The sequence below is a fragment of the Rhodococcus sp. IEGM 1366 genome (genome assembly GCF_033142425.1).
Taxonomy (GTDB): domain Bacteria; phylum Actinomycetota; class Actinomycetes; order Mycobacteriales; family Mycobacteriaceae; genus Rhodococcus_F; species Rhodococcus_F globerula.
In genome coordinates this window covers 856985-881353 of the sequence record NZ_JAWLRZ010000001.1, presented here as the reverse complement: position 1 = coordinate 881353, position 24369 = coordinate 856985, and the positions used below count along the sequence as shown (strand labels likewise).

Here is a 24369-nt window from a genome sequence, read left to right as displayed (position 1 = left end):
CGATCAAGCACTGCGTCCCGCACGATCAAGCACTGCCCAGCCATTGCTTCGTGCGTCCGGGATGGTTTGTGGCCACCCAACTGACCCCGAGCTCACGGCACAGGTCCACATCCGCCTTGTCGTCGACGGTCCAGCAGTAGGTAGCGCGTCCGGCCGCAGCGGCGCGGTCCACAAGATCGGGATGCTCTCGCAGCGCCTTGACGGACGGGCCGATCGCGGTCGCACCAACAGCCGTCGACGCTCCGCCGCCGAGATACCGCGACGCATCCCCGAGAAGGACCGTCGGCAGAAGAGGGGCTGCTCGGCGCACACGCCACACCGCGCTGGCCGAGAAGGACATCACGACGGCCCGGGAATGATCCGCGGACGGCGGCGACGCTATGCCGAAGCGGTGCAGTTCGGCGAGGAGTTTCGCTTCGACCAGTCCGCCGTACCGCACGGGGTGTTTGGTTTCGATGAACAGTTTCACCGGACGCGAGAAATCCAGCGCCAAGGTGATGAGTTCGGACAGGGTCAGCAGATCTGCGGGCTCGCCGGTTGATCCGAAGTCGAGTGCGGTCAGGGAATCGAGGGTCATCTCGCTGACGATGCCGGTGCCGCTGGACGTGCGGTCGACTTTGCGGTCGTGGACACAGACCAGGTGGCCGTCGCGGGTGAGCCGGACATCGCACTCGAGCCCGTCTGCCCCTTCTTCGAGGGCAAGCTCGTAGGCGGCAAGCGTGTGTTCCGGCCGCGCAGCCGACGCACCTCGATGCGCTACGACGAGCGGGCCTCGGCGATCCGGGCTCACTGAGCGGCTGCTTTTTCCGGCACGGCGTTTTCAGGTACCGAGCTCGCCGGCACGGCATTTTCCAGCACCGATCGTGGAACCGGCACCCATCTGGTCGCGGTGTCCGGTTCGCCTCGCCAATCCTTGTGCTCGATACGCCGGATCACCACCAGCAGGAGCGCAGCGGTGGCAGCGGCGATCAACGCAATGAAGGCCGAGAGGAGCACTCCGTCGGCCATTGCCTGGAGGCCGGGTCGCGAGCGCCAATACGCGTTCACGACAAGGAGGAAGCCACTGAACGCCCAGAACCCCCACCAGATCTTGACGAGCCGGCTCCCGCGCGGGTCGCGGCGCACGAGTTCGAGTAGATATACGGGCGGCATCACGAGATTGAGGACCGGCACGGCGCAGCCGACCAGGATTTCACCGCGTGAGCGTGGATCAATGCGCTTTTCCCGCGCGTACAGGTCGCGGCGCGCACGTAGCAGCCAACACACCGCGGCCACGGCGGCGAGAACAGCCGTAAGCAGCCCACCGAGTTGCGTGAAGTAGACGGCGGCGTCCGACAGCCGCAACAACAGTTGTGGGACCAGACGGGTCTGGTTGTACACCAGGATCGTGTAGCGGCCGAGTTCCGCGAAGACGGCCAGTCCGTACAGGACTGCCGCAATGGTGAGCAACGAGCCGACGCGATCGGCCATCCGGTCGGCGCGAGACTCCTCGGCTGGGCTGGTGTCGACGACGTCGGTGAGTCCCCACGTCGGGACGGCGTCGTAGCGGGGCGTCGACGGGTCGGCGCGCGGCGGGTTGGGATCTCCGACGCCACGTGGTTCCCCGGGGTTGCGGGCGATCCACCGGAAGCCGCGACGGGAAGGGGGCAGATACACGTCGGTGCGGACCGGCATGAGGAGGACACCGCCGCAGCGGGGACACCATCTACCCGCGGGACCGACGACGGGCCATCGTGCGGCGCACCGTGCGCAGACCTGTAGCTGGTTCACACGCTCGATTCTGTCACGCCGTATCGGTAACGGCAGCAAATGGTTTCGGAGCTGTTCCGTAACCTGAACTTCATCTCCAGGTACAACTTTGTGCCGATAATGTGACCTGCGACACCGAAAAACTCGAGTTATCCACACTATCCACAGGTTCATCCCCAGCTTGGGATGAATCCACAGACCTTTATCCACAGGTCAGGGCTCATGGGTTGTGGGTTTACTGACAGGTGTTAGCGAACGATGCACAGGCTCGAGGATGAATTTGACAAGCGGGCGAATTCCCTGTGAATTCGCGGCCGGAGTCCACCGGACAATCCGTTCACGCGGCACCTGGCAGCACTGTGGGACGGCACCTGGCAGCATTGCCAGGCGATGACTCTCCCGATGACCAAGCCCAGTGCCAGGTACGTTTTGCCGATCGCACTCGCGTCGATCGCGATCGCACTCGGTATTCGAACGTGGGTGGCATCGCAGAACTACTTCTACTGGGACGATCTCATCCTGATCGGACGCGGAGCTCGCTTCCCCCTCTTCTCGAGCGAACTGCTGCTCTACGACCACGACGGTCACTTCATGCCGGCAGCCTTCTTCCTGACGGGCCTCGTGACGCGAATTGCCCCGTACCAGTGGGCTCTTCCGGTGATGCTGCTTGTCCTCGGTCAGGCGTTGGCATCACTCGCGCTGCTCCGCACGCTCAGACTGGTGCTCGGATGGCGTCCGGCGCTGCTGATTCCGTTGCTCGGCTATCTGTTCATCCCGCTCACATTGCCGGCATTTGCCTGGTGGTCGGCGGCGCTCAACGCGCTTCCTCTGCAGATTGCTCTCGCGTGGGTGTGCGGCGACGCGATACAACTCGTGCGGACCGGCCGACGGCGCTATGCCGCCTCGGGGACAGCAGTTTTTGTGGTCTCGTTGCTGTTCTTCGAGAAGTCGGTACTCGTGCCGTTTGTGGCGCTCGTGTTCCTCGTCTTGTACCTGCGCACGCAGTCCGACGCGTCGCCGATCCGCACAGCTGCGAAAAAAGCCAAGGCGCTGTGGATTCCGTGCGCCGTTGTGCTCGCGATCTGGATTCCGGTGTACCTGTTCACCGTCGAATCGCCGGTGACGGGCAACGGTCGCAGCATGTCCACGGCCCTGCTGCACCACGGAACTTCCTTGGGAATGCTCCCGACTTTGTTGGGTGGGCCGTGGCAGTGGGAACGATGGATTCCGGGTCCCGCGTGGGCCGATCCGCCGATGTTCCTGGTCATTGCCGCCTGGATCATGCTTCTGACGGCACTCGCGGTCACCGTGCGCTCCCGACAAGGCGCTGCCTGGATCTGGATCTGCGCTGCTCTGTATTTTCTGGCGTCGGTTGCTGCGATGACCGTCACCCGCACCGCCGAGGGCACGACGTACGAATTGGCTCAGACCCTGCGGTATTTCACGGATTCGGCCACGGTGTTCGCTCTCGCAATTGCGCTCTACTTCGCGGCGCCACCCCGGGTCGAACCCCGCGTCGACTCCCACACCACGGTGCCGATCCGCGCTATTGCCGTGGGTCTTTCGGTTCTGTTTGTCGTCAGTTCCCTGGTCTCGACATTCTCGTTCGTGAATGTCTGGCGAGAAAGCCCAACCCGTGACTATCTTCAGAATGCCCGGGTGTCGTTGGCGCAGAACACGGATGCGCCGCTGCTCGATCAGCCGGTCTCGATCTGGGTTCTCCTTCCTTTCACCAACCCGAACAACATGGCTTCCCAGGTACTCGGCCCACTGCCCGATCGACCCGAATTTGCTTCCAGTACACCGATTCTGCGACTGATCAACGACAACGGCATTGTCGTCGACGGCGAAGTCACGTTCACGCGACGGATTCTCGAGGGCACGGATCCGCAGTGCGGAACACGTGTCGACGGCCCGACAGAACTGACGTTGGACGGACCGTTGGCCGTCTGGGATTGGACAGTTCAGCTCAACTATCTCGCGAGCGCAGACGGAACGATCGACGTGTCCTTGACCACCGGTGACGCGGTCTCCGTTCCCGTGAAGCAGGGCTTGCACTCGGCATTCGTGCAGGTTGTCGGCGACGGCACAACCGTCAAGGTAGCGCCGCGGACCCCAGGACTGTCACTGTGCCTTGCCGCCGGACAGGTGGGTGTTGTTGTTCCCGCGCTGCCCTGACGCACCCGCAGTGGCAGAGTTGAGCGCATGGATCTACGTATCTTCACCGAACCCCAACAGGGCGCTACTTACGAACAACTACTCGCGGTGGCCCAGACGGCCGAAAAACTCGGGTACGGAGCGTTCTTCCGTTCCGATCACTATCTGGCCATGAATTCCGACGGCCTTCCCGGACCGACCGACGCGTGGATCACGCTGGCCGGCATTGCCCGCGAGACATCGACGATCCGCCTCGGCACGCTCGTGACGTCGGCAACGTTCCGGTACGCCGGCCCGCTTGCCATCTCCGTCGCGCAGGTGGACCAGATGAGTGGCGGCCGCGTCGACTTCGGTATCGGCGCCGGCTGGTACGAAAAGGAGCATGAGGCGTACGGGATTCCGTTCCCGGCACTGAAGGACCGCTTCGAACTGCTCGAGGAAACCCTCGACGTGATGACTGGCTTGTGGCGCACACCCGTCGGCGAGCAGTTCGACTACGACGGTAAGCACGTGCAGATCAAGAATTCTCCGGCATTGCCGAAGCCGCACCAGGCCGGCGGACCGCCCATTCTGATGGGCGGCGTCGGTAAGAAGAAGACACCGGCCTTGGCGGCGCGGTATGCCAGTGAGTTCAATATCCCGTTCCAGTCCGCGGGCGACACCAAGGAGATCTTCGGGCGCGTTCGTCAGGCCTGTGTCGATATCAACCGGGACCCGAACGAGCTGACGTATTCCAACGCACTGGTCTTGTGCTGCGGACGTGACGAGGCGGAAATCGCCAAGCGGGCCGCTGCCATCGGCCGCGAAGTAGCCGAACTGCGCGAAAACGGCTTGGCGGGAACGCCGTCGGAGCTGGTGGACAAACTCGGAGCATTTGCCGAGGCCGGTTCAGAGCGTATGTACCTGCAGACGCTTGATCTCAGCGATCTGGATCATCTCGAACTGGTGGCGAGCGAGGTCATGCCGCAGATCGCCTAGGCCTTCGGCCTGTGCGTCTTTTTGGTAGCGCCCACTACCAGAAAGGCGCACAGGGGCGAAGCCCTTAGCCGTGTGCGTCGAGGAATGCGCGCAGGTCCCGGTCCCACTGTGCGTCGCGGCTACGGTCGAGCCATACCCGAATCAGCATGAAACCGATGGTCAGCAGCGACATGATGCTGAACCACGTGAAGATTCCGGTCACAACCGCGGCTACGTCAGCTGCGCTCTGCGTGATCGGGGCAATGGTTTTGTCACCGTTGTTGTCGACGTAGATGTCGACGGAAGTGCCGGCAGGCGTGGTCTCGTCGACGGTGATGTCTTCGCGATGAACCTGTCCGTTCCAGTTCCACTGAGCCGGTGCTGTTTCGGTGTTCGCAGGAATGTAATCGGCGGTCGCGACACTGGACGTGACCGAGTCGCCCGTCGTGACGGCGGCGATGGAATGGGTGCTCCTGGCCTGGTCGGCGATCAGGGCATTCTGGCTTGCCGCCGTAGCGCCGCCTGCCCAGATGGCAAACGGCACCAGCAGGATCGCAAGAACGATCAAGCCGAAGGACATGAATCCTTCGATGCGATCACTACGCCTGACCATCGGGTCGTGGCCGACGTGAATGGTGCGTCGGAGCAACGACGCTGTTGCTCGCGTACTAGCGGACATGATGCGCTCAGTTCTCTCGACAAGACACTCTTGCTATCGAGATTCCCTCTATTTCGATCTAGTTGCAAGTATTAACGATCGGAATCACATGTGTCCTCCAACACCAACTATTCGTGAGGCGGAAGAATATCGGTCTGTGCCGGCACCTGATCTTGGCGCAATAGTCCTACCGGGCAGCTGACTCCCGTGGCATGAACTGGGCAATATCCGCCGGGGTTTTTTGCAAGATATTGCTGGTGATAGTCCTCGGCATAGAAGAAATCACGCAGCGGACCTATTTCCGTCGTAATTGCGCCATAACCGGCGTCAGTCAATCGTTTGCCGAATGCAAGTGCCGATGCGTGCGCGATCTGTTCCTGATCTTCGGAAGTCGTGAAAATCGCGGATCGATACTGCGAACCTTGGTCGTTTCCTTGACGCATCCCCTGCGTCGGATCGTGGTTTTCCCAGAAATGAGCCAGGATCTGCTCGTACGAAATGACGGCCGGATCAAAGACGACGAGCACTACCTCGGTGTGCCCGGTGCGTCCCGAGCAGGTTTCCTCGTACGTGGGGTTTGGGGTGTATCCGCCCGCATATCCGGCAGCGGTGCTGTAGACGCCCGGCAGCTGCCAGAACTCCTTCTCCGCACCCCAGAAACAACCCATACCGACGACGACGGTCTGCATCCCCTCGGGGAACGGCGGCGTCAGCGGATGCCCGTTCACGTAATGCGCGGCAGGCACTGGCATCGCGGTCTCACGTCCTGGCAGTGCGTCCTGCGGACTGATCAGGGTGGATTGTGCGGACGCTCGCCCCAGAATGTCGTCGTACCAGCTCATTCTTTGATTCTACGCGTGAGCGCTTGTTCCGCCATGCCGTGACGGCTCGGGCACCTGGCAGTTCGACCCAGCGATAGCCGAATTCCGCGACGACCGCCGTGACAACAAGAAAGAGGCCGAAGGCGAGCGTCGGACCGACGTGGGGGGTCGTGTTCTCGACGACGCGATACAGAATCAGCGTGTGGACGAGGTAGATGATGTAGCTCCGCGTCGACAACCACTTCACGAACGCCCAGCGCGTCGGGCCGCCGTCGTAGCGGCCGATGAGGACCACCGCGGCGGCTACGACGGTGATGGTCCACAAATAGTTTTCACCGGCCCAGTAGACGCGGAACTCGGTGGCCACGAGGATCACGTGGATCTGCGCCAGAACGGCGACGATCAGCCATCGCCCCGGTGCCAGCCGCGCCCACGCGAGGTACATGATCTGTCCGAGGAAAACCGCCGGGAGTGTCGCCGCGATCTTCGAGAGCATCGGAACGGTGTACGGCATCGGTGCGTAAATGTTGTAGAGCAATACCAGCGAACACAGCGCTGCCCCGCCGAGCGGCATGATTACCGGCCGCATCCGCAGAATCGGCCGCATCGCCACGCAGGCAAGGTAGAACAGGAATTGGACCGTCAACGTCCAGGTCACACCGAGAACAGCCACTTCGGGCGTGAGAAAGAACCCGCCGAGGAAAAAGCTCATCAACGCCTGGGTATTCGAAATACCGTCCTGGCCACTGAACATGCCGTTGATACCGAGACGAACCAACAGGATGGCAATCGCAATTGCCACCCAGAATGCCGGTACCAGTCGACTCAATCTGTTGGTCAGGAATTTGCCCGGCCGATCACGTATCGCGGACCGAGTCACCAGGGCGCCGGTCAACATCATGAACGTCGCGACGCCGACAAAAGACAGGTGCTGATTTAGCTGAGCCGGTTCGATCAAGGCGCCGTACACGACGTCGATCAGCCACCAACCGGAGCCGAGATCGTCGATGACGTAGAACGAGATGTGGGAGTAGATCACCGCCGCAACAGCGAGTGCGCGCAGCAGGTCAGCGCCCGGAAGGTACACCCGAGGCGGTGCCGCCTCTGATGACTCCGGGAGAAAAACTGGTGCGGGCATCGAGCAAGTTTAAGGTTCCGTTCACCTTTACGACGAATTTCCGGATGCCCCAATGTCCGAGATCACGCAGTTTTCGGTTACCCGAACTTTATTGTCAGGGAATGACTACCTGAGCTGAACTGTTGCAGACCGTGTACGAATGTTATTGGGTGGATACCCAAGATTGATCCGCAATCCAAGCACCATACTCTCGAAGAAGCAGGGCTCACGGAGCCCGCAAAGAAGGGACCCTCGTGTCTGTTTACACGCTGCCGGAACTCCCCTACGACTACGCAGCCCTCGAGCCGCACATCTCGGGCAAGATCATGGAGCTGCACCACGACAAGCACCACGCGGCATACGTCGCCGGCGCCAACGCTGCACTCGAGAAGCTGGCCGAGGCTCGCGAGAACGACACCATCGCCGCGCAGGCCAACCTGCTCGAGAAGAACCTGGCTTTCCACCTCGGTGGCCACACCAACCACACCGTTTTCTGGAACAACCTCAGCGCTGACGGTGGCGACAAGCCCGAGGGCGAACTCGCCGCAGCGATCGACGACAACTTCGGTTCGTTCGATCTCTTCCGCGCACACTTCTCCGCGAACGCCAACGCCATCCAGGGCTCCGGCTGGTCCATCCTCGCGTGGGATTCCATCGGCGCACGCCTCGTCATCGTCCAGCTCTACGATCAGCAGGGCAACATCTCCATCGGCCTCACGCCGCTGCTGATGCTGGACATGTGGGAGCACGCTTTCTACCTCGATTACCAGAACGTCAAGGGCGACTACGTCAAGGCATTCTGGAACATCGTGAACTGGAACGACGTCACGGCACGCTTCGAGCGCGCTCGTACGCAGACCGCAGGCCTGATCGTCTAGTCACGTTCTTCTTGCTCTACGCGGCGGCGCTCCTTCACCAGGGGCGCCGCCGTTTGCATCAGCAAAGCGCCCGCAAGAAGGGCTGTCGCCACGCCGAACACCAAAGCGATTGTGCGCGAATCCGATCCACTTCCCGGCGCAGTGGTTTGATTCACCGCCACAGGATCGGACAGCACCGACATCAGTTGAACCTGCTGCGGAGTTGTCAACGCCGGCAGCCCGGATTTTGCGGTGTCCAACCCGGTCACCAACGACGTCGCAACCGACTTGAGAGTCCCGAACCCCTGGGTGATCTGAGTGGTCACATCTTCGAGCATCTGCGGAGCCTGGTCTGCGATCGGAATCAAACCGTCACTCAATTGACCGGCAGCGCTGTTCAATTGAGCACTGGCACCCTGCAATTGGCCGACGGCAGTACGCACCAAATCGCCGAGCGCCGTATCGGGGCCCACCGACCCACCCAACATCGACGGCACCGCGTTCAATTGCGCAGTCACGGCACCCAAGTCGGTACTCACGCTCGCCAATTGCGCCGTAATATCCTGCGGCACCGGCAATCCGCTCAACGCACCGGTCAGCGAATCGATGCGCGACTTGAGATCTGCGGTGGACGACGACGCCTCACCCAACGTCAAGCCGAGCGAGTCTGCGCGCGTGGCCAATTCCTCCGCCGACCCGGCAGCCTGATCCACGACGCCGGAAACCTGCTCCGCGACACTCGTCAACTGCAACGAACCCGCGCGCGCTGTTTCCAGGTACGGCAGGATCGTGTCTGCCCCGGCCTTCACCTGGTCGATCGACTTCTCGGCGCCCGCTGTTCCCGCTACCAGCATCTGCGCGGTCACAAGATTCTGATCGAATGCTCGACGGGCGGCGGACGTCTGTGACATCAAACCCTTGATACCGTCGGCACTGACCTGCGCCGACACCGCGCTGGTCAGTGCCACCGCCTGCGCTCCGTCAGCGCCCTGAACCTCGAGGTCGATGCTTGCCTGCTGAGGATCCGGGCCCAGCATCGAGGCAACCGACTCACTGAAATTCTCCGGCACGGTGAGGGTCGCAAAATAGTTACCGCCGGGGCTGTCCACGACGTGGAATTCGAAGTCTTCACTCGCGCTCAGTGTCTCGACCAGCGTGTCACCGGCGCGTAGTTCCTCGCCGTCCAGCATGGTTCCGGCATCGGTGTTGACTATCGCAACTGCCCGCGAGTTGTTCTCGCTGCCCGAGAACCACACCCAGCCCGTACCGGCCACCGCACCCACCACAACAGCTGCCAAACCACCCACCGCCAGCCGTCGACCAAGTAACGACGGCTGGCGGTGGGTGTTCTCGGTGTTGTTCGCGGTGCTCATGGCCGAGACGATAGATGGCGATCTTGTAGAAATACTGAGAGTTACCTCAGCCGGCGATCACCGGATCGTCCGCCAGCGCATCCGTCCTGGCCTGCAACCGCGTCCTCATCGTCTCTACCTGGGTGGCAAGAGCCTCCTCCGTCAAACCGTCACTGAGCGGAATCGACGACGCGACATCGTCCAGAATTCCCAGCGCGCGGCCACTCGAGAAGAGCTGCTCGTGCAGTTCACGGTACGCCGTGTCATAGGTCTCGGTGAAGGCCGTCGACGCGAGGAACCGTTCCTTCAGTTGGTTGCCTCCCATTCCGCCGCCCATGGCCCCGCCCATGGCCCCGCCGGGCGCCTGCTCGGCGCCTTCCTGTCCGGCAGCCGTCTCTCCCGCACCCATCTGTCCCGCGCCCATCTGTCCTGCACCGCGCGCTGCACGACCGGGGGGCATTGCGCCTTCTGTCATTGCGCCCTGCGGTGCGGCGTCGTCCGTCGCGGCTCCCTGCTGAGCGCCGCCGCGCATACCGCCACCTCCCATGCTGATCGAATCATGCGGTCCCGCTTCGGAATTACCGCTCAGCGCCATGTTGAGATCCCACGCAACGACAGAGATTTTCTTCGACTCGAGGTCGTACCACAGATAGTAGTTCTTGCCCGGCCCCGCCATGTCATCACCGTTCACCAGAAGATTCTGCGTCGCAACGTATCTGGCGAAGGAATCGACGTCGACCCAGTTTGCGAGTTCTGAGTCGAACTGCTCGTCGGTCGCCGAATCCAGCCACTTCAGGAAGCTGATGATCGGCTGAAGGTCCTGCGACCCTTCAGCATTGATCTGCTTGAACTGGTCGACGTAGGTCGTCTGGTCGTCACCTTGATAGGTGAAGCTCGAGTTGGCATCGGCCTTGTAGAGCACTCCGTCACTGTCGAACAGTGAGTTCGCATAGCCCTCGTCTGGATGCTCGAGTATCAACCGCGTCTGGGTTTCGGAGCCGTTCACCGAGTACACCGCATAGCTGTATCGCTGTGTTGGCTGGCCGGATTCAGCGGTGAGCGACAGCGCCATCGCCTCGTTCAGCACTGGGCTGCCCGGCCGGATCGACAGCTGCGTCATACCTTGGTAGGCCCGCCCGGACACATTCTTGTCAAAGCTGATCAGGAAAGGCAGAGACGCCGGATCATCGGCCGACAGGCTGACCATGCCGCCGCCCCCGCCACCCCACTCGGGTGCGGCTGCGCCATCAGGTATCACCGCACCGTCAGGAACTACTGCCCCATCAGGAACCACTACACCGTCCGGGATTTGCATCCCGCGTCCGCCGGATTCAGTACTACTCAGGCCACGAAGCGTGGAGTTGCCTTTGAGACGCAAGCCGACATCGGTGACCAGGGTGCCGTCGATCGTGATGTCGGCCTCGATCCACTCCTTCTCACCGTCGGTTGCGTAAGCATCGATCATCTTGTCGTAGTCGGATTCGCTGAACTCCACACTGAAGGTGTGTTCAACCGATGCGTCGAAGAAATCAACTGAGCCCGTGATGTTCTCGGTAACCTGCGACGCGATGACCGTGGCGTCGCCGGTTATGTACGGACGCACCCGAGTCTGACCGAATACGCCGGCAAGCACAGCCACAAACGCGACGAACGCAGCAGCCAACTTCCAATGCTGACGCAGAGGCGTTGGCACCCTGTGGATCAGCCGCCTACGGGGTGCAACCGGCGCTGCATTCTCGCCCATCAGATATCAGTCTGGTCGTAACCGGTCAGGACTGTGACTCGCTGGCCGGAGTTGACGCCACTGAGTGCCGAGATCAGTTCTGCCGGTTTCTTACCCGGCTTCAGTTGGGCGGTGTAATACAGCTCGGTGAGAGCACCCGAACGTACCGATTCGGTGGACACCAGTTCGAATTCCTTGGTGTAATCGATCAGAATGTCTTCGACCAGTGCGGTGTATCCGGGCTCCGGGGGAACCTGGACCTTCACGACCTGACGTTGCACGTCGAGCTTGAACATGTTGAATTTGCTCATCAGGACCAAGACCAGGCAGATGGCGATGGTTGCGGCAATTGCCAGGAGGTAAAACCTTGTACCCGTGGTCATTCCGATTGCCATGACGAGGAAGATGAAGCCCACGTCGCGAGTTTCCTTGATCGCGTTGCGAAATCGCACCACGGAGAGCGCGCCGACGAGCGCAAACGCCCGTGCGACGTTCGATCCGACAACCAGCATGATGAGGCTGATGACCATGCCCACCATCACCAATGTCTGCACGTACGACTGACTGTACGAAACGTTCTTGTGCGTCAATCGGTACACGTAGCCGATGGTCGCGGACAGCACGAAGGAAAGTGCAAGCGAGACAATGATGTCGAAGGTCGAAAAGGTGCCGCTGAGATCTTGTAGATCGAAATTCATTTACAGTCCTGATGTGACGAGGGAGCTCTCGAATGGAATCGAGGGCGTGAGCAGTTCTTCACGGGCATGCAGGCGCGAACGCGGCGCCATCCCGAAGGCTTCGACGCTCTGGCAGTATTTGGAGATTCGCACGACGGACATGTCCATCCGTGCTGCCATATCCGTAACCCAATAAGGCACACGCTCATTGGCTTTGATCTCCACGATGCACAGGTGCGGTGGAATGATGAAGCGATTCTGCGCTTCGGCCGCGAAGTGGAAGTCGCGATCTCGGCCGTGAATTTTGTGATCGATGGTCACCCGCAAGCCGAGGTCGGCGTCGATACCGACAAACGCTTCACGCAGATATCCGGTCGTGACCGACGGCCGGAGGTCGAGATTGCCGATCAGCGTGGACACTTCGTTGACAAAGGGCTGCGCCGTTCTGTCCACGTCGATGTCGCGTCGGCCGTCACACAATTGCCGCGCAACATCGTAGGAAACCTGAACGCGCCGCTTCTGAGTCACACGATTGACCCGTTGCTTGATCTCGACGTACACAGGCGTCTCGTCAACTGCGTCGGACGGGCGACCGTACAGGCGAATTCGGAGTTTCCGGCGAAACTTGAGTCCTTCGATCTTTTCCCAGTAGAAGCGAAGGCTCTGTGTGTCGTAGTACAGGCTGGTCACCGGGTATCCACCGATCGGCGAATTCACATCGGAGTCCATGTGTGCATTCAGTTCCTCGCGCAATGCGGGAACGTCTCGTTCGTGGGCTAGATACTTGATCTCATACCGGTTGAACGCATGGAGCGAACTAGCCGTGCGCAGAGATCGTTCGGGCGTTCCCAATGACGTGGCCTTTCTTCGTCGACTGGGAAACAGTCCACTCCACCAGGCTTTGGTAATCCTGGAGTAAAGCTGCCAAGTTGCTGTCAATCTCGAAGAAAGGTTGCGTCAACCTGAAGTTGGCTCGGTGTTCACCCGTGACTGCTCTTCAGGCGGCTCCTCGTCCATTTCCGGTTCCTCGACAGCATCTGGTGGCTTTGCAACCTCTTTCGGACCACTGATCAAGATGTCGGCCCACCGGGTAGACGGATCGATGTCGAGCAGGACGGCTTTCACCAGAAGTGAGAGCGGAATAGCCAGCAGCGCACCGAGCGCGCCCAACACCCACGACCAGAAGATGAGCGAGAGGAAGGTCATCGTCACCGACAGACCAACGGCGTCACCGACAAACTTGGGTTGGATAATGGACTGGATGACGAAGTTGATCACGGAGTACACGACGATCACCCACACCATCAACCATGGTCCGCCCTCGAGGAGTCCGAGCAGTGCCGGCGGGATCACACCGATCACAAATCCGATGTTCGGGATGTAGTTGGTGATGAACGACAACAACGCCCACAGAATCGGCAAGGGGATCCCCATCAACCACAGCGCGCCGCCGTCCAGCACCGCGACGATCAGACCGAAGACGGTGGACACCACCAGGTACTTGCGGGTTCCCTTGGCAAAAGTGGAAAGAGCGTAAGAGATTTCAGGGCGCTCTTCGGCCAGGATATGCAGTCTCGACCGGATACTCATGCCGTCGAAGGCCATGAACAGCAGTAGCGCCAAAATGAACACGAGGTCCGAGAACACTCCGAGGAGGCCCTCGAGAGCTGTCTCGACCACTCCCAAAACCTTGGTGAGATCGATACTGCTGACCGTGTTTTGGATCTGCTCGGTATCAACTCCGAAGCTAGCCAGACTACTTCGAGCCTCGTCCAGGAGCGCACCCATCTTGTCTGAGTACTCCGGCAGGATCGTGGCCAATTGAGCAGTCGAGACAACCAACGACGCGGCCAAGCCGATCAGGATCAAATACACCGTGACCAGGGCGCCGAGCATGCCGAGCCACTTCGGCCAGCCGTGCTTCTGCGCCCAATCCTGAATCGGCTGAACGGCAACAGTCAGCATCAAGGCCAGAAATACAGGACCGAGAATTCCACTGAAGCCCTTCATCCCGGCAACCGCGACCACTGTTGCGGCAGCGCCGAGCAGCACGATCAGCCCGCGCGGAATCGACCAATGTTCGCTGCCTGTGACAGTCGGTGCCGGGGCGGGGACGGGAACAGGAGCGGGAGCCCGCTTAGAGAACACCAGCTTCCTTTGCCCGACTCCTGATCTGGAACGCACCGACGATCATCAGAATGCCGAAGAATATTGCGTACCAACCAAGCAACCAGGTCAACCCGATGATGCCTTCACCAGGGAAGATGAGCAGGATTATTCCGAAGATCACGGCCAGCACCGACGCGGCGAGTAGCCATCCCCACCCGGAGCCCGACAAGCCCTTGAGCTTGAAAGATCCGACCACGCCGAGGATTCCGAACAGGATGGCGTAGAACGCGATGATGTACAGCAGTACCACCGCAGTGATTCCGGGCCATACCAATGCGACAACACCGGCTGCCACCGAAACCACGCCGGTGAAGACGAACCATCCCCATGAACTGAGATGCGCTCGGTCGCGGATTGCCCGCACCAGGGTGACCACACCGTCCACGATGGAGTAGATACCGAAAACGAAGACCAAGGCCACCACGGTTATTCCCGGCCACACGAGGGCGATGATTCCGAAAATCACGCCGAAGATTCCGCGGACCAGGATCATCCACCAGATCTCTTTGCCGTACAACACAAACGGGTTCGTTGCGACCATCAGTAGCCTCCGAGCATTTCAGTTCGTCGGACGAATACCCGGTGCCGTCCACGATCCCGAGAGCACCGAAGCCTTGGGCCAATACAGTCGCAAGAATACGTTGAATCCGTCTGCCGGGCTGGGTAACCAGTTCTTTTCCTTCGAGCCGCCTGGAGACTCGTGCTGAATGTAGATATTCAGGGAGCCGTCGTCCTCGAACCCCAGGTCACTTCGGTCACCGATGGCGTATCGATCAATCGGATTGTCCACGAAGAACTGTCGCTCGTTCATCATTGTCAGCGACCAGAACCCTTCGACCGGCGGAAGCTCGTCCTCGTCGAAGTGCAGGACGTAGTTCTTCTCCCCGGTCAGGGCATTGCCGTCGATGTCAGTGGTGGCATGCGGGTACACGGCGTCCGCGTCGAGGTTGGCGCCGAATCCCAGCCATACGATCAAAGCCCGCTGCGCATAGTGCGTTCCGTAGTGCCCCAACCCGCGGTGCATGGTCCAGCCGTTCTTCGGGGAACTTTCGGCGTCGGCCGCGATAGTGTGCAGCAGGTCCATGCCGCTGCGTGCGGCGCGGTCCAATGCGTCGCGCACTTCGGGTGGCCGCGACGCCCACGCGAGTCCCGACCCGATTCCTATGTCGCCGAGCTGCTTCATGATCTCGGAATCCTCGGGACGCGGTGGATTGTCGTCGAGTAGCGCGTCGAGTGCGGTGAAGAACGCCTGTCCGTCCATCGCGGCAACCTGGTCGACCGGGGGTGTGAACGTATCGACTGTCGGGTCGAGCGAGCCTTCGGGCGCCGTGTGTCCCGCCTTGTTGTCCGTCCACTGCGACAGTGGTGTCAGCCGGGTTCCGTCCTGCAACGTGTGTACTGCGGCGAGGTCGGTGCCGCCCGATGTGGCGTAGCGCGCCACTATCCAATTCATCGCCGTCGGCGAGCGGAGAAGCGTCGTACCCCGCGGCACTTCGCCTTTCCATGTCGGACCCGCCACGACGTACGGTCCGCCGGTACGACCTACCGTGCGGGAACCGGGCACGGTGAAGACATCGCTCCACGCGTCGAGAATCGGGACCAGCCAGTACCTCGTCCCGAAGTCCGGCAACGTCAAGACCTGCGGTTCGGTCCGCAGGTCCAACCACGCCGACGAGTAGAGAGTGTCCGCGTTGGGCGAGACCACATCCGTGAACGACGCATCCGGGGTTTCCCGCGCGTACGCAAACTGGTTGAGCGGCGCTTTCATGCCTTGTGGTGTCGCCGTTGCCGTCATCACGTCCCGTGAGACCGCCGCGATCAACAGTGGATATCCGAATATCCAGGCCTGCGTTGCCAAATCATCCAACGACGAGCGCTTCGAGGCAGTCATGCGTGATGGATACCACCGCTCTCACCTGCGCAAACCACCGCCGGCACCTGCGCTCATCACCGCTGGCACTCTCCTACTCTTGTGTGCCAGCAGTGTTTAGGCGCATATTTTAGCTACCCAACGACGTGTGCCGGATTTACCTGTCATCACCTCGGGGAGGAACAGAGATGAATAGAAATGAAGCGATAGGCATCTCACCGTTCCAGTCGGCCGGAGCGTTGCAGGGTTTTGTCATTTCGGGGCGTTGGCCCGACACCACCAAAGAATGGGCGCAACTGCTCGCATTGGCTGTGCGGGTCGCGTCACTCCCCGGTCTGTTGCCCACCTCGACGGTTTTCGGCGTGCGCGAGGACGTCCCGGATGATCCACAACCGGGCACTGTGGGATTGGTGATGGCCGAAGGTCCGGTTCTCGGAGATTTTGCTCTGCCACCTGGACGTTTTTCCGAGCATCAACCGCCGGCGCTGATCATGCTGCACCCACCCTCCGAAACGACTCCCAGCCTGCCGGAATGTGAGGGCAGCGCCTCTGGGTGTGTCCTGCTTCCCGGACTGCCGTACCTCGGCTTGGACCATCGCGCGGCCTGGGTGGAAGCCGAGGCCGACGGGACGGTCGTCTCGATGATCAGCCGGGTAGGCATCGATCCGATCAGCGATCCCGACACCGCAGTTTTGGCAATGCTCCTCGCCTGCTGACGGTAACGGTAAGCGATAAGTTCGGGCTCCCAAACTTGCTGTGCGCTTTGCCAATTCGCGAAACGCAGGCTAACCTCGGTAACAACGAAGGGGAGTAGCCCCCAATCGCCTGTGTCGACATACTGGTTCAACGCGTTCCGCCTGGTGCGGATCGCGAAGCGCCCGGCCTGGCGAACCGAAGGTTTCTGACCTCGGTGGGCGAGACCTTCGGCCGGACAAACGCACCCGTTGCGTCTGTCCAGGCCGGAGGCCCCATATTTCCTCCGACCGATACGGACCGGAGGAGTTAATCTTGCTAGCCGCAATACTTTTGAGCTTCGGCGTTATCTTCGTCGCTGAACTCGGCGACAAATCCCAGCTGATGGCAATGACATTTGCCCTGCGCTATCGCTGGTGGGTTGTTCTCGGCGGAATCACCGTCGCCACCACCCTTGTTCACCTGGTGTCAGTGGCTGTCGGCCACTACCTGGGCGTCGCACTGCCCACGGCGGCAATTTCCATCGTCGGCGGTATCGCCTTCCTGGTCTTCGGCCTCTGGACCCTGCGCGGTGACGATCTCACCGAGGACGAGCAGAACAAGGCCGGACGCGTCACCCGCTCAGCCTTCATCGCCGTCGCGTCGGCCTTCTTCCTCGCAGAACTCGGCGACAAGACCATGCTCGCCACCATCACCCTTGCGACCGACAACGACTGGATCGGCATCTGGATCGGATCGACCATCGGCATGGTGGCGGCCGACGCTCTCGCCATCATCGTCGGCTCGGTGCTGGGCAAGCACCTCCCGGAGGGATTCATCAAGATCGGTGCCGCGGTGCTGTTCTTCGTCTTCGGTGTCTGGCTGCTGCTCGAAGGTATCTTCCCGGACTCGTCCGCCGGCATCATCGGCGGCGGAGTTGTCCTGGCAATGTCCGTGGTGGGTGCGCTGGCCCGGATGGCCTGGAAGCGCACCCATCCGAAGCCTCCTTCAGAGCTTGGCTCTGATCTCCTGCGCGATCGGCTGGAACTGCTCGAGGAAGGTAAGCGCCCAACCGAATGAGGCGACGCCCTCGTAGTCGAACGAGTACACCTGATCGTTCTTGACGGCGCGCAGACGCTGGAAGATGGTGTCGTTCGCCAACTTCTCGTTGATCGGACCCTTACCACTGTTGGTGATGATGACGTCGGCCTCGTCGAGTAACTCCAACTGCTCCTTCGGGAACCACTCGTTGCTGCCGGCGGGAATTGCGAGTGAGCGGTCGTTGAACTGGAACCCGGCCTCGCTGATGACCGTCGTCTGATACTTGGTCGGCGAGTACAGCGAGAAGCCGCTCTCCTCGAAGTACGTGGTGTAGACGACCTTCACCTTGCTCAGCACGTCCGCGTTGTCGCTGCGGAACTTGGCAATCCGCGCCTCGTACCGGTCTGCCAACTCCTGAACTTTCGCACTCTGGTTGAGTGCGTCCGCGACCCCGAGGGCACGCTCCTTCCACGCATACTGGCCGTCTTCGGCAAAAACCGCGGTGGGTGCGATGGACCGGATCTGCTCGAAAAGATCCGGGTTGTTCTCCGAAAGGAGGTTGGTCATCACGATCAAATCGGGAGACAAAGCCGCTATCGCCTCGGCGTTGGGCTCGTACCAGCGCCCTACCTTGGGGAGGGACCGCAGGGCAGACGCATACGGTTCCGGGACGCCGTCGGCGTTCTCGTAGTCGACCGGTAATCCGACAGGCGTGAATCCGGCGTCGAACATCGCGGGGCCCGTGTAGTAATCGGCGCTGACCACCCGCTGCGGATTAACGGGTACCTCCACCTGGCCGTTGACGGTGGTGATCGTGCGCGTCTCGCCCTCGGCCGTTTCGCCCGAACTGGTTCCGCAGGCGGTAAGCAATCCGATCCCGGCTAAGGCACCGGCCCCGAGGAAACCTCGCCGGGTGAGTGCGGCGGTGATGCGAGCGAATTCGTCATCGGTATCGAGTGTCGGCAGCAGAAGTGATGTCATTAAGTGTCCTGACAGTAACTGAAATTAGGGTGACCTAAAAAATATCCTCACCTGCGGGGTTACGGTGAAGAGTATCGGTCAAGGGTTGTCTCTTTCACGCCACAGACAACTGGTCTGACCACTTGACCTCTTGCCAGAAGGTGGCCTATCGTCAGTACATGTTCCAACCCGTTGCACGTACCTCGGCTTCCGGCGCAGTGTTCGATCAGATTTCGGTGAAAGTGCTGGCCGGCGAGCTTGCGGCGGGCGAAAATCTCCCCAGCGAGCGCAAGCTCGCCGAGGCATTCGGGGTCTCGAGGCCCGCGGTCCGAGAGGCAATTCAGAAGCTAGCCCAGGCCGGGCTCGTCGAGGTCCGCCAGGGCGAGTCCACGTCCGTGCGAGATTTCCGGCGCCAGGCCGGACCCGAACTTCTCCCCCAGTTGCTGGTTCGAGACGGCGTCCCCGACCTGGCCGTGGTGCGCAGCGTCCTGGAAACTCGCGAGTTGATGGGACCGCAGATCGCGGTGCTGGCCGCCCGTCGCATCTCCGCGGAATCTGCCCGAGAACTCGACACGGCTGTGGATCAACTAGGCGCCACCGAAGATCCGGTAGAGCTGCAAGACCGCGCTCTGGTGTTCTGGGACGTCGTCGTCGACAGCGCAGATTCCATTGCCTTCCGTTTGATCTTCAACAGCCTGCGCGCTGCATACGAACCGGCGATGACTGCACTTGCCTCCGTCATGGTCGCCGAAGTCGGCCAGACCGACCTGTATCGAAAACTGGCCTCCGCCATCACTTCACACGACGAGTCAACTGCCGAGGCGTCAGCCGCACAGCTCCTTCACACCGGTACGACGGCAATCGGCGACGCTCTCACCTTCCTGGAAGGACTGAAACCATGAGCAAGCCTCTCACTCTGGCCGACGCAGCACGGACGTTCCGCAAGTCACCGACGCCGTGGATGATCGGCACCATGTTGGTGGTCGCCGCGGCGGCGCGCTTCACGCTGGGCAACTGGCAGATCACCGACGCCCTTGTTCCGCTCGTTATGCTTGCCGCATTTCCCTTCGTGGAGTGGATTATTCACGTCTTCGTTCTCCATTGGAAGCCGCGGACCATTGCCGGCGTCACCCTCGATTCACGCCTGGCGCGCAGCCATCGGGAGCACCATTTCGCCCCGCGAACCGTCTCACTCATCTTCATTCCGTGGCAGACGCTCCTGATCGTGATTCCCGTCCTGACTGCCGTCGCACTCCTGGCGTTTCCCCGCGTCGAACTCGGTCTGACCTTCCTGACCTGTATTTCCGTACTCGGCCTCGGCTACGAGTGGATTCATTTCCTCATCCACAGTGACTACAAGCCGAAAACTGCTCTCTACCGGTCGGTTTGGCGCAACCATCGCAACCATCACTTCAAGAACGAGCACTACTGGTTCACCGTCACCACCGCGGGAACGGCCGATCGCGTACTGGGCACGTACCCCGATCCCAAATCCGTCGAGACATCCCCGACAGCCAAGAACCTGCATGGCACCGCGTCGAAGCTGTGAAGAAGCGCCGATTCCTGGCCCCTAGCTGGCAGTGAACTTGAACTTGACTGTGTATCAGTGATTTTCGTTGAAACCCACTCGAACCATGCTTAGTGTCGATGGAGTCAGAAGTTCGAAAAACGCTGTAACCGAAGGACACAACACATGTTCAATGATGTATTCAACAACGTCATCCACCCGATGGTCACGAACTTCCAGCAGTTGGGTCCCCAGCAGTTCATCCCTCAGCAGTTCATCCCTCAGCAGTTCATCCCTCAGGGCCTGTTCCAGCAGGCACCGCAGGCAGCAGAGCAGGCAGTGACGATCTTCGGTAGCTGATACCGCAATCCACAGATAGCGCCACTCAGGGGTCGTCCGTCCAATATGCTGGACGGACGACCTGAGTGCCTCCGCCTGACAAGGATCCCCATGAGCCCCAACACCCCCGTCCACGCATTCACCGATGACGCCCTGGGCGATCTCGACGCCACCGGCGTCGCCGCCCGGATCAAATCAGGCGAGGTGACCGCACGGGAAGTCATGGAGGCGTCGATCGCGCGCGCCGAGGCAGTGCAGGGGCAATTGAACGGTCTGGCCTGCACAGACTTCGATCGCGCCCTCGCCAGGAGCAACCGGTCGACCACGGGCATCTTCGCCGGCGTCCCCACCGCGATCAAGGACAACACCGACAGCGCCGGCCTTCCCACCCAGCAGGGCAGCACCGCCTTCACAGCAGTCCCCGCCAAGGCCGACAGCGATTTCGCGAAGCAGTTCCTCTCCACCGGGGCCATTTCGATCGGCAAGACCCGCCTGCCCGAGTTCGGATTCAGTGCGTCCACCGAGTACATGACGGAAGAACCCGTGCACAACCCGTGGAACCCGGCCTACTCGTCGGGCGCTTCCTCGGGTGGCGCTGCTGCACTGGTTGCTGCCGGAGTCCTCCCGATCGCGCACGCCAACGACGGTGGTGGATCGATTCGCATTCCTGCCGCTGCCTGCGGACTGGTCGGACTCAAACCCACTCGCGGCCGTACCATCGCCGATCCGGCCGACAAGTCGATGCCGATCCGGCTGATCTCTCAGGGCGCCGTCACCCGCACGGTTCGCGACACCGCACGATGGATGTCAGCGGCCGAAAGTTACTACCGCAATCCACGACTCGCACCGGTTCGCCTGATCGAAGGACCCAGCTCAACCCGCCTGCGCGTCGGCGTGATCACCGATTCCGTGACGGTCACCAAGACCGACGACGAGACACGCAAGTCCGTCGAAGCTACGGCTGAACTCCTTGCAAGCCTTGGCCATCACGTCGAGGACGCGGCATTGCCCGTCGGACCGGAATTCATCGACGACTTCAGCATCTACTGGGGCTTTTTGTCGTTTGCCATCTCCACCGGTGGCAAACAGATGCTCGGGCCTGACTTCGACAAGTCCGGCACCGACAATCTCACCAAGGGCCTGTACACGCTGTACCGGAAGAACCTGGTGAAGACGCCGCGCGTGCTCTACCGCCTGCGACGGCTCCAGCAGCAATACAGCGCCATGTTCTTGAAGTACGACGTCGTGCTCTCGCCGGCTCTGGGGCACACCACCCCCGAGCTCGGATACCTTTCTCCTGCTCAGCCTTTCGAGGAACTCTTCGACAAGTTGATCGCGTACACGTCGTTCACACCGCTCAACAACATCTCCGGCGGCCCCGCGATTTCGCTACCGATGCACCAGACCAGCAACGGTTTGCCGTTGGCTTCGCATTTCTCCGCCGATCTCGGCGACGAGCGCACACTCCTCGAATTGGCCTTCGAACTGGAAGAGGCTCAGCCCTGGAGAAGAATCCAGGACTGAGCCCCACCCGATAAATACCCTCAGTCTCGCGGCAATCCGAGCATGCGCTCACCGATCACGTTGAGCTGCACCTCGGTTGTGCCGCCGTAGATGGTGGTGGCACGGCCCGAAATGAGTTGCTCCATCGCCTTGTCGCTTGGCTGACCTGGGATGCTGACCGCTCCGGCAGCACCCAGTTCAGCGACGACGAACTCGGCGATCGACTGGCTGATCTTCATCGCCAGCAGCTTGCCGACGCTCGACGTCGTACTCACGTCGATTCCCGAAAGTTGCTTGAGCACAACGCGGGAGCCGATGAGGTCGATAGCCTGGCTCTCGGCCACCAGCTCGCCGACGCGGTAGCGCCCGATCGGGCTCAGGTCTGCTGACTTCGCGAACTTCAGTAGATCGGAGTCCGAGGCGTACGCCTCCATCTTCTGGCTCAGGGCGACGCGCTCGCCGGCCAGCGTCGTACGTGCGACGTTCCAGCCGTCGTTGACCTCGCCGACCACGTTCTCGTCGGGGATGAACACATCGTCGAGGAACACCTCGTTGAACAGCGCCGAGCCCGTCATCTCACGCAGCGGGCGGACGGTGATGCCCGGTGTCGACATGTCCAGGACGAAGTACGTGATGCCCTGATGCTTCGGCTTGGCGGCGTCCGTACGCGCGATCAACATTGCCCAGTCGGAGAACTGCGCAACCGTGGTCCAGATCTTCTGACCGGTGATCTTCCAACCGCCGTCGACCTTTTCGGCCTTCGTCGACAATGACGCGAGGTCGGAACCAGCACCGGGCTCACTGAAGAGCTGGCACCACACCAGCTCACCCTGCAGGGTCGGTACTGCCAGTTCTTGCTTCTGCTTGTCCGAACCATGCGCTACGACGGCCTGCACGGCCCAGGTGCCCATCAGGAGCTGCGGCATCGAGATACCCGCAGCCTTGATCTCCTGGGAGATGACGATCTGCTCGAGCGGAGCGGCGCTGCGCCCGTACGGCTTCGGCAGGTGAGGCTGAACCCAGCCGCCGTCGCCGAGCGCGATCAGCTGGTCGTCCTCGTCGAGCTCGACCAACTTGGCAAGCTCGGCCGCGATGCCGCCGCGGATCTCCTCTGCCTCTGGCGGCAGTTCGAGAACCGAAGCCCGGCTGACACCGTCAAGTGCCTGCTGCGCAACACGGTTGGCACGATCCTCGCGGGTGCCGAGAATGCCGCGGATCGAGAGCGCGCGCCGGTAGTACAGGTGGGCGTCGTGCTCCCACGTGAATCCGATGCCGCCATGGACCTGCACACAATCCTGCGCTACCTGCACTGCGGCGTCCGGCACGATGACTGCGGCGATATCGGCGGCAAAATCTGCCGTGTCGTCGCCCCTGTCCAATGCGCTTGCCGCATCCCACACAACGGCGCGTGCCTGCTCGAGTGCAATGCCCATCTGCGCACACTTGTGCTTGACGCCCTGGAACTGGCCGATGGGTCGCCCGAACTGCACACGGGTCTTGGCGTACTCCGACGCAGTGGAAACACACCAGGACATGACGCCGACGTCTTCGGCGCCGAGAACGACTGCGGCAATGGACCGTACCCGCGCCTCGGTGAGACCGTCGAGTACCCGTTCGGCGCTGATCTGAACATTGTCAGCTTCGATCCGCGCACTGCCGCGCAGCACGTCGATGCTGTCCTGCACGGTGATCGCGACTGCGCTGCTCTCGAGCACCGCGTAGCGAACGCCCTCGGGCAACTGGATCGGGACCAGCAGCACGTCGGCATGTTCACCGCCGAGCACACCGTCGAGTGCGCCCGTGATCTTGTATCCGCCGTCCGACGACTCGGCCGCCAACGGAGCACCCAAGGCGACTGCTGCCGTACGACTTCCGTCGATCAGACCGGGCAGGAACTCGGGTCCCGCCTTGGAATCGGCGCCGCCGAGAACGGCGCTTGCCAATACCGTCGGAACAAACGGGCCGGGAGAGACAGTGCGGCCCAATGCTTCCAGTGCCACCGCCAAGGTCAGCAGACCGGCGCCGTGACCACCCTGTTCTTCCGGAACCGCGAGCCCGAGAAGGTCTTGCCCGACCAGGGCCGTCCAGAACTCGGGGAACTTGTCCTCGGTCCTCGACTCCACCGCCGCGCGCACCTGCTCGGTAGTGATGGTGCGCTCGGCGAATGACCGCACCGAATCTGCGAGTGCGGTGTGCTCCTCACTCAGCCCGAGGCCGAGTTCGTATGCGTTGCGTGCCAT

23 protein-coding genes are annotated in these 24369 nt (G+C 61.4%); 9 read left to right on the top strand and 14 right to left on the bottom strand.

Annotated elements, in window-relative coordinates:
• Positions 1–25: 25 nt before the first annotated feature.
• Positions 26–790, bottom strand: coding sequence for a glycerophosphodiester phosphodiesterase (locus R4P64_RS04285; protein WP_033235185.1), 765 nt, complete (start codon positions 788–790; stop codon positions 26–28).
• The gene (locus R4P64_RS04280; protein ID WP_317819439.1) at positions 787–1674 is read right to left on the bottom strand and encodes a DUF4328 domain-containing protein; all 888 of its coding nucleotides are present in this window, start codon (positions 1672–1674) and stop codon (positions 787–789) included. The genes R4P64_RS04285 and R4P64_RS04280 overlap by 4 nt, the downstream gene beginning before the upstream one ends.
• Before the next feature lie 477 nt (positions 1675–2151).
• Here R4P64_RS04280 and R4P64_RS04275 point away from each other — a divergent pair, with 477 nt between their 5' ends.
• Together R4P64_RS04275 and R4P64_RS04270 are read left to right on the top strand one after the other, a co-directional pair.
• On the top strand, positions 2152–3927 hold the full coding sequence (locus tag R4P64_RS04275; protein ID WP_317819438.1) for a hypothetical protein: 1776 nt from the start codon (positions 2152–2154) through the stop codon (positions 3925–3927).
• A gap of 27 nt (positions 3928–3954) precedes the next feature.
• Positions 3955–4884, top strand: a complete 930-nt coding sequence (locus tag R4P64_RS04270; protein WP_317819437.1) for an LLM class F420-dependent oxidoreductase — start codon at positions 3955–3957, stop codon at positions 4882–4884.
• Between the two features lie 64 nt (positions 4885–4948).
• Here R4P64_RS04270 and R4P64_RS04265 read toward each other — a convergent pair whose 3' ends face one another.
• From R4P64_RS04265 to R4P64_RS04255, 3 genes are all read right to left on the bottom strand, one after another.
• Positions 4949–5542 carry a hypothetical protein gene (locus R4P64_RS04265; protein WP_245005885.1) on the bottom strand — a complete coding sequence of 198 codons (594 nt, stop codon included), beginning with the start codon at positions 5540–5542 and terminating at the stop codon, positions 4949–4951.
• Positions 5543–5649: 107 nt separating this feature from the next.
• Positions 5650–6363 carry a peptide-methionine (S)-S-oxide reductase MsrA gene (msrA, locus tag R4P64_RS04260; protein WP_045066262.1) on the bottom strand — a complete coding sequence of 238 codons (714 nt, stop codon included), beginning with the start codon at positions 6361–6363 and terminating at the stop codon, positions 5650–5652.
• On the bottom strand, positions 6281–7480 hold the full coding sequence (locus R4P64_RS04255; protein ID WP_172936913.1) for an acyltransferase family protein: 1200 nt from the start codon (positions 7478–7480) through the stop codon (positions 6281–6283). The genes msrA and R4P64_RS04255 overlap by 83 nt, the downstream gene beginning before the upstream one ends.
• Before the next feature lie 233 nt (positions 7481–7713).
• Between R4P64_RS04255 and R4P64_RS04250 the strand changes: the two genes are divergently transcribed.
• On the top strand, positions 7714–8337 hold the full coding sequence (locus R4P64_RS04250; RefSeq protein ID WP_033235191.1) for a superoxide dismutase: 624 nt from the start codon (positions 7714–7716) through the stop codon (positions 8335–8337).
• Here R4P64_RS04250 and R4P64_RS04245 read toward each other — a convergent pair.
• The 7 genes from R4P64_RS04245 to R4P64_RS04215 form a co-directional block, all read right to left on the bottom strand.
• Positions 8334–9689: a hypothetical protein gene (locus R4P64_RS04245; RefSeq protein ID WP_317819436.1), complete on the bottom strand. Its 1356-nt coding sequence runs from the start codon at positions 9687–9689 to the stop codon at positions 8334–8336. The two genes, R4P64_RS04250 and R4P64_RS04245, sit on opposite strands and share 4 nt — an antisense overlap.
• Positions 9690–9735: 46 nt before the next feature.
• Positions 9736–11412 (bottom strand): CotH kinase family protein, encoded by a 1677-nt coding sequence (locus R4P64_RS04240; RefSeq protein WP_317819435.1) that lies wholly within the window; start codon positions 11410–11412, stop codon positions 9736–9738.
• Complete coding sequence (locus R4P64_RS04235) at positions 11412–12089, bottom strand: DUF4956 domain-containing protein (protein ID WP_033235194.1); 678 nt, start codon at positions 12087–12089, stop codon at positions 11412–11414. Before R4P64_RS04235 ends, R4P64_RS04240 begins: the two co-directional genes overlap by 1 nt.
• Positions 12090–12953, bottom strand: coding sequence for a polyphosphate polymerase domain-containing protein (locus R4P64_RS04230; RefSeq protein WP_051730595.1), 864 nt, complete (start codon positions 12951–12953; stop codon positions 12090–12092).
• A 72-nt stretch (positions 12954–13025) separates the two neighbouring features.
• Positions 13026–14216, bottom strand: a complete 1191-nt coding sequence (locus R4P64_RS04225; RefSeq protein WP_141485364.1) for an AI-2E family transporter — start codon at positions 14214–14216, stop codon at positions 13026–13028.
• A complete protein-coding gene (locus R4P64_RS04220; RefSeq protein ID WP_033235197.1) occupies positions 14206–14778 on the bottom strand; it encodes an HdeD family acid-resistance protein in 573 nt (190 codons plus the stop codon). Before R4P64_RS04220 ends, R4P64_RS04225 begins: the two co-directional genes overlap by 11 nt.
• Positions 14779–14796: 18 nt before the next feature.
• Complete coding sequence (locus R4P64_RS04215) at positions 14797–16128, bottom strand: DUF1254 domain-containing protein (protein ID WP_317819432.1); 1332 nt, start codon at positions 16126–16128, stop codon at positions 14797–14799.
• A 167-nt stretch (positions 16129–16295) separates the two neighbouring features.
• Here R4P64_RS04215 and R4P64_RS04210 point away from each other — a divergent pair, with 167 nt between their 5' ends.
• Together R4P64_RS04210 and R4P64_RS04205 are read left to right on the top strand one after the other, a co-directional pair.
• A complete protein-coding gene (locus tag R4P64_RS04210) occupies positions 16296–16823 on the top strand; it encodes a hypothetical protein (RefSeq protein ID WP_033235199.1) in 528 nt (175 codons plus the stop codon).
• A gap of 292 nt (positions 16824–17115) precedes the next feature.
• Positions 17116–17859: a TMEM165/GDT1 family protein gene (locus R4P64_RS04205; protein ID WP_317819429.1), complete on the top strand. Its 744-nt coding sequence runs from the start codon at positions 17116–17118 to the stop codon at positions 17857–17859.
• Here the strand turns inward: R4P64_RS04205 and R4P64_RS04200 are convergent.
• The gene (locus R4P64_RS04200; RefSeq protein ID WP_317819428.1) at positions 17788–18801 is read right to left on the bottom strand and encodes an ABC transporter substrate-binding protein; all 1014 of its coding nucleotides are present in this window, start codon (positions 18799–18801) and stop codon (positions 17788–17790) included. The genes R4P64_RS04205 and R4P64_RS04200 overlap by 72 nt on opposite strands.
• A 158-nt stretch (positions 18802–18959) precedes the next feature.
• Between R4P64_RS04200 and R4P64_RS04195 the strand changes: the two genes are divergently transcribed.
• The 4 genes from R4P64_RS04195 to R4P64_RS04180 all read left to right on the top strand — a co-directional run bounded on the left by R4P64_RS04195 (position 18960) and on the right by R4P64_RS04180 (position 22150).
• Positions 18960–19682 carry a FadR/GntR family transcriptional regulator gene (locus R4P64_RS04195; protein WP_317819427.1) on the top strand — a complete coding sequence of 241 codons (723 nt, stop codon included), beginning with the start codon at positions 18960–18962 and terminating at the stop codon, positions 19680–19682.
• Complete coding sequence (locus tag R4P64_RS04190; RefSeq protein WP_317819425.1) at positions 19679–20329, top strand: sterol desaturase family protein; 651 nt, start codon at positions 19679–19681, stop codon at positions 20327–20329. The genes R4P64_RS04195 and R4P64_RS04190 overlap by 4 nt, the downstream gene beginning before the upstream one ends.
• Before the next feature lie 144 nt (positions 20330–20473).
• Entirely contained in the window at positions 20474–20647 is a 174-nt protein-coding gene (locus tag R4P64_RS04185; protein ID WP_179300798.1) for a hypothetical protein, read from the top strand.
• A 90-nt stretch (positions 20648–20737) separates the two neighbouring features.
• On the top strand, positions 20738–22150 hold the full coding sequence (locus R4P64_RS04180) for an amidase (protein WP_317819422.1): 1413 nt from the start codon (positions 20738–20740) through the stop codon (positions 22148–22150).
• Positions 22151–22170: 20 nt separating this feature from the next.
• Here R4P64_RS04180 and R4P64_RS04175 read toward each other — a convergent pair whose 3' ends face one another.
• Positions 22171–24369 (bottom strand): acyl-CoA dehydrogenase, encoded by a 2199-nt coding sequence (locus R4P64_RS04175; protein ID WP_317819421.1) that lies wholly within the window; start codon positions 24367–24369, stop codon positions 22171–22173.

Coding starts and splice junctions, on each gene's coding strand:
- R4P64_RS04185 (WP_179300798.1), top strand. CDS start 20,474: ATGTTCAATGATGTATTCAACAACGTCATCCACCCGATGGTCACGAAC.
- R4P64_RS04240 (WP_317819435.1), bottom strand. CDS start 11,412: ATGGGCGAGAATGCAGCGCCGGTTGCACCCCGTAGGCGGCTGATCCAC.
- R4P64_RS04220 (WP_033235197.1), bottom strand. CDS start 14,778: ATGGTCGCAACGAACCCGTTTGTGTTGTACGGCAAAGAGATCTGGTGG.
- R4P64_RS04180 (WP_317819422.1), top strand. CDS start 20,738: ATGAGCCCCAACACCCCCGTCCACGCATTCACCGATGACGCCCTGGGC.
- R4P64_RS04255 (WP_172936913.1), bottom strand. CDS start 7,480: ATGCCCGCACCAGTTTTTCTCCCGGAGTCATCAGAGGCGGCACCGCCT.
- R4P64_RS04280 (WP_317819439.1), bottom strand. CDS start 1,674: ATGCCGGTCCGCACCGACGTGTATCTGCCCCCTTCCCGTCGCGGCTTC.
- R4P64_RS04245 (WP_317819436.1), bottom strand. CDS start 9,689: ATGAGCACCGCGAACAACACCGAGAACACCCACCGCCAGCCGTCGTTA.
- R4P64_RS04175 (WP_317819421.1), bottom strand. CDS start 24,369: ATGGCACGCAACGCATACGAACTCGGCCTCGGGCTGAGTGAGGAGCAC.
- R4P64_RS04215 (WP_317819432.1), bottom strand. CDS start 16,128: ATGACTGCCTCGAAGCGCTCGTCGTTGGATGATTTGGCAACGCAGGCC.
- R4P64_RS04275 (WP_317819438.1), top strand. CDS start 2,152: ATGACCAAGCCCAGTGCCAGGTACGTTTTGCCGATCGCACTCGCGTCG.
- R4P64_RS04265 (WP_245005885.1), bottom strand. CDS start 5,542: ATGTCCGCTAGTACGCGAGCAACAGCGTCGTTGCTCCGACGCACCATT.
- R4P64_RS04190 (WP_317819425.1), top strand. CDS start 19,679: ATGAGCAAGCCTCTCACTCTGGCCGACGCAGCACGGACGTTCCGCAAG.
- msrA (WP_045066262.1), bottom strand. CDS start 6,363: ATGAGCTGGTACGACGACATTCTGGGGCGAGCGTCCGCACAATCCACC.
- R4P64_RS04270 (WP_317819437.1), top strand. CDS start 3,955: ATGGATCTACGTATCTTCACCGAACCCCAACAGGGCGCTACTTACGAA.
- R4P64_RS04210 (WP_033235199.1), top strand. CDS start 16,296: ATGAATAGAAATGAAGCGATAGGCATCTCACCGTTCCAGTCGGCCGGA.
- R4P64_RS04200 (WP_317819428.1), bottom strand. CDS start 18,801: ATGACATCACTTCTGCTGCCGACACTCGATACCGATGACGAATTCGCT.
- R4P64_RS04195 (WP_317819427.1), top strand. CDS start 18,960: ATGTTCCAACCCGTTGCACGTACCTCGGCTTCCGGCGCAGTGTTCGAT.
- R4P64_RS04235 (WP_033235194.1), bottom strand. CDS start 12,089: ATGAATTTCGATCTACAAGATCTCAGCGGCACCTTTTCGACCTTCGAC.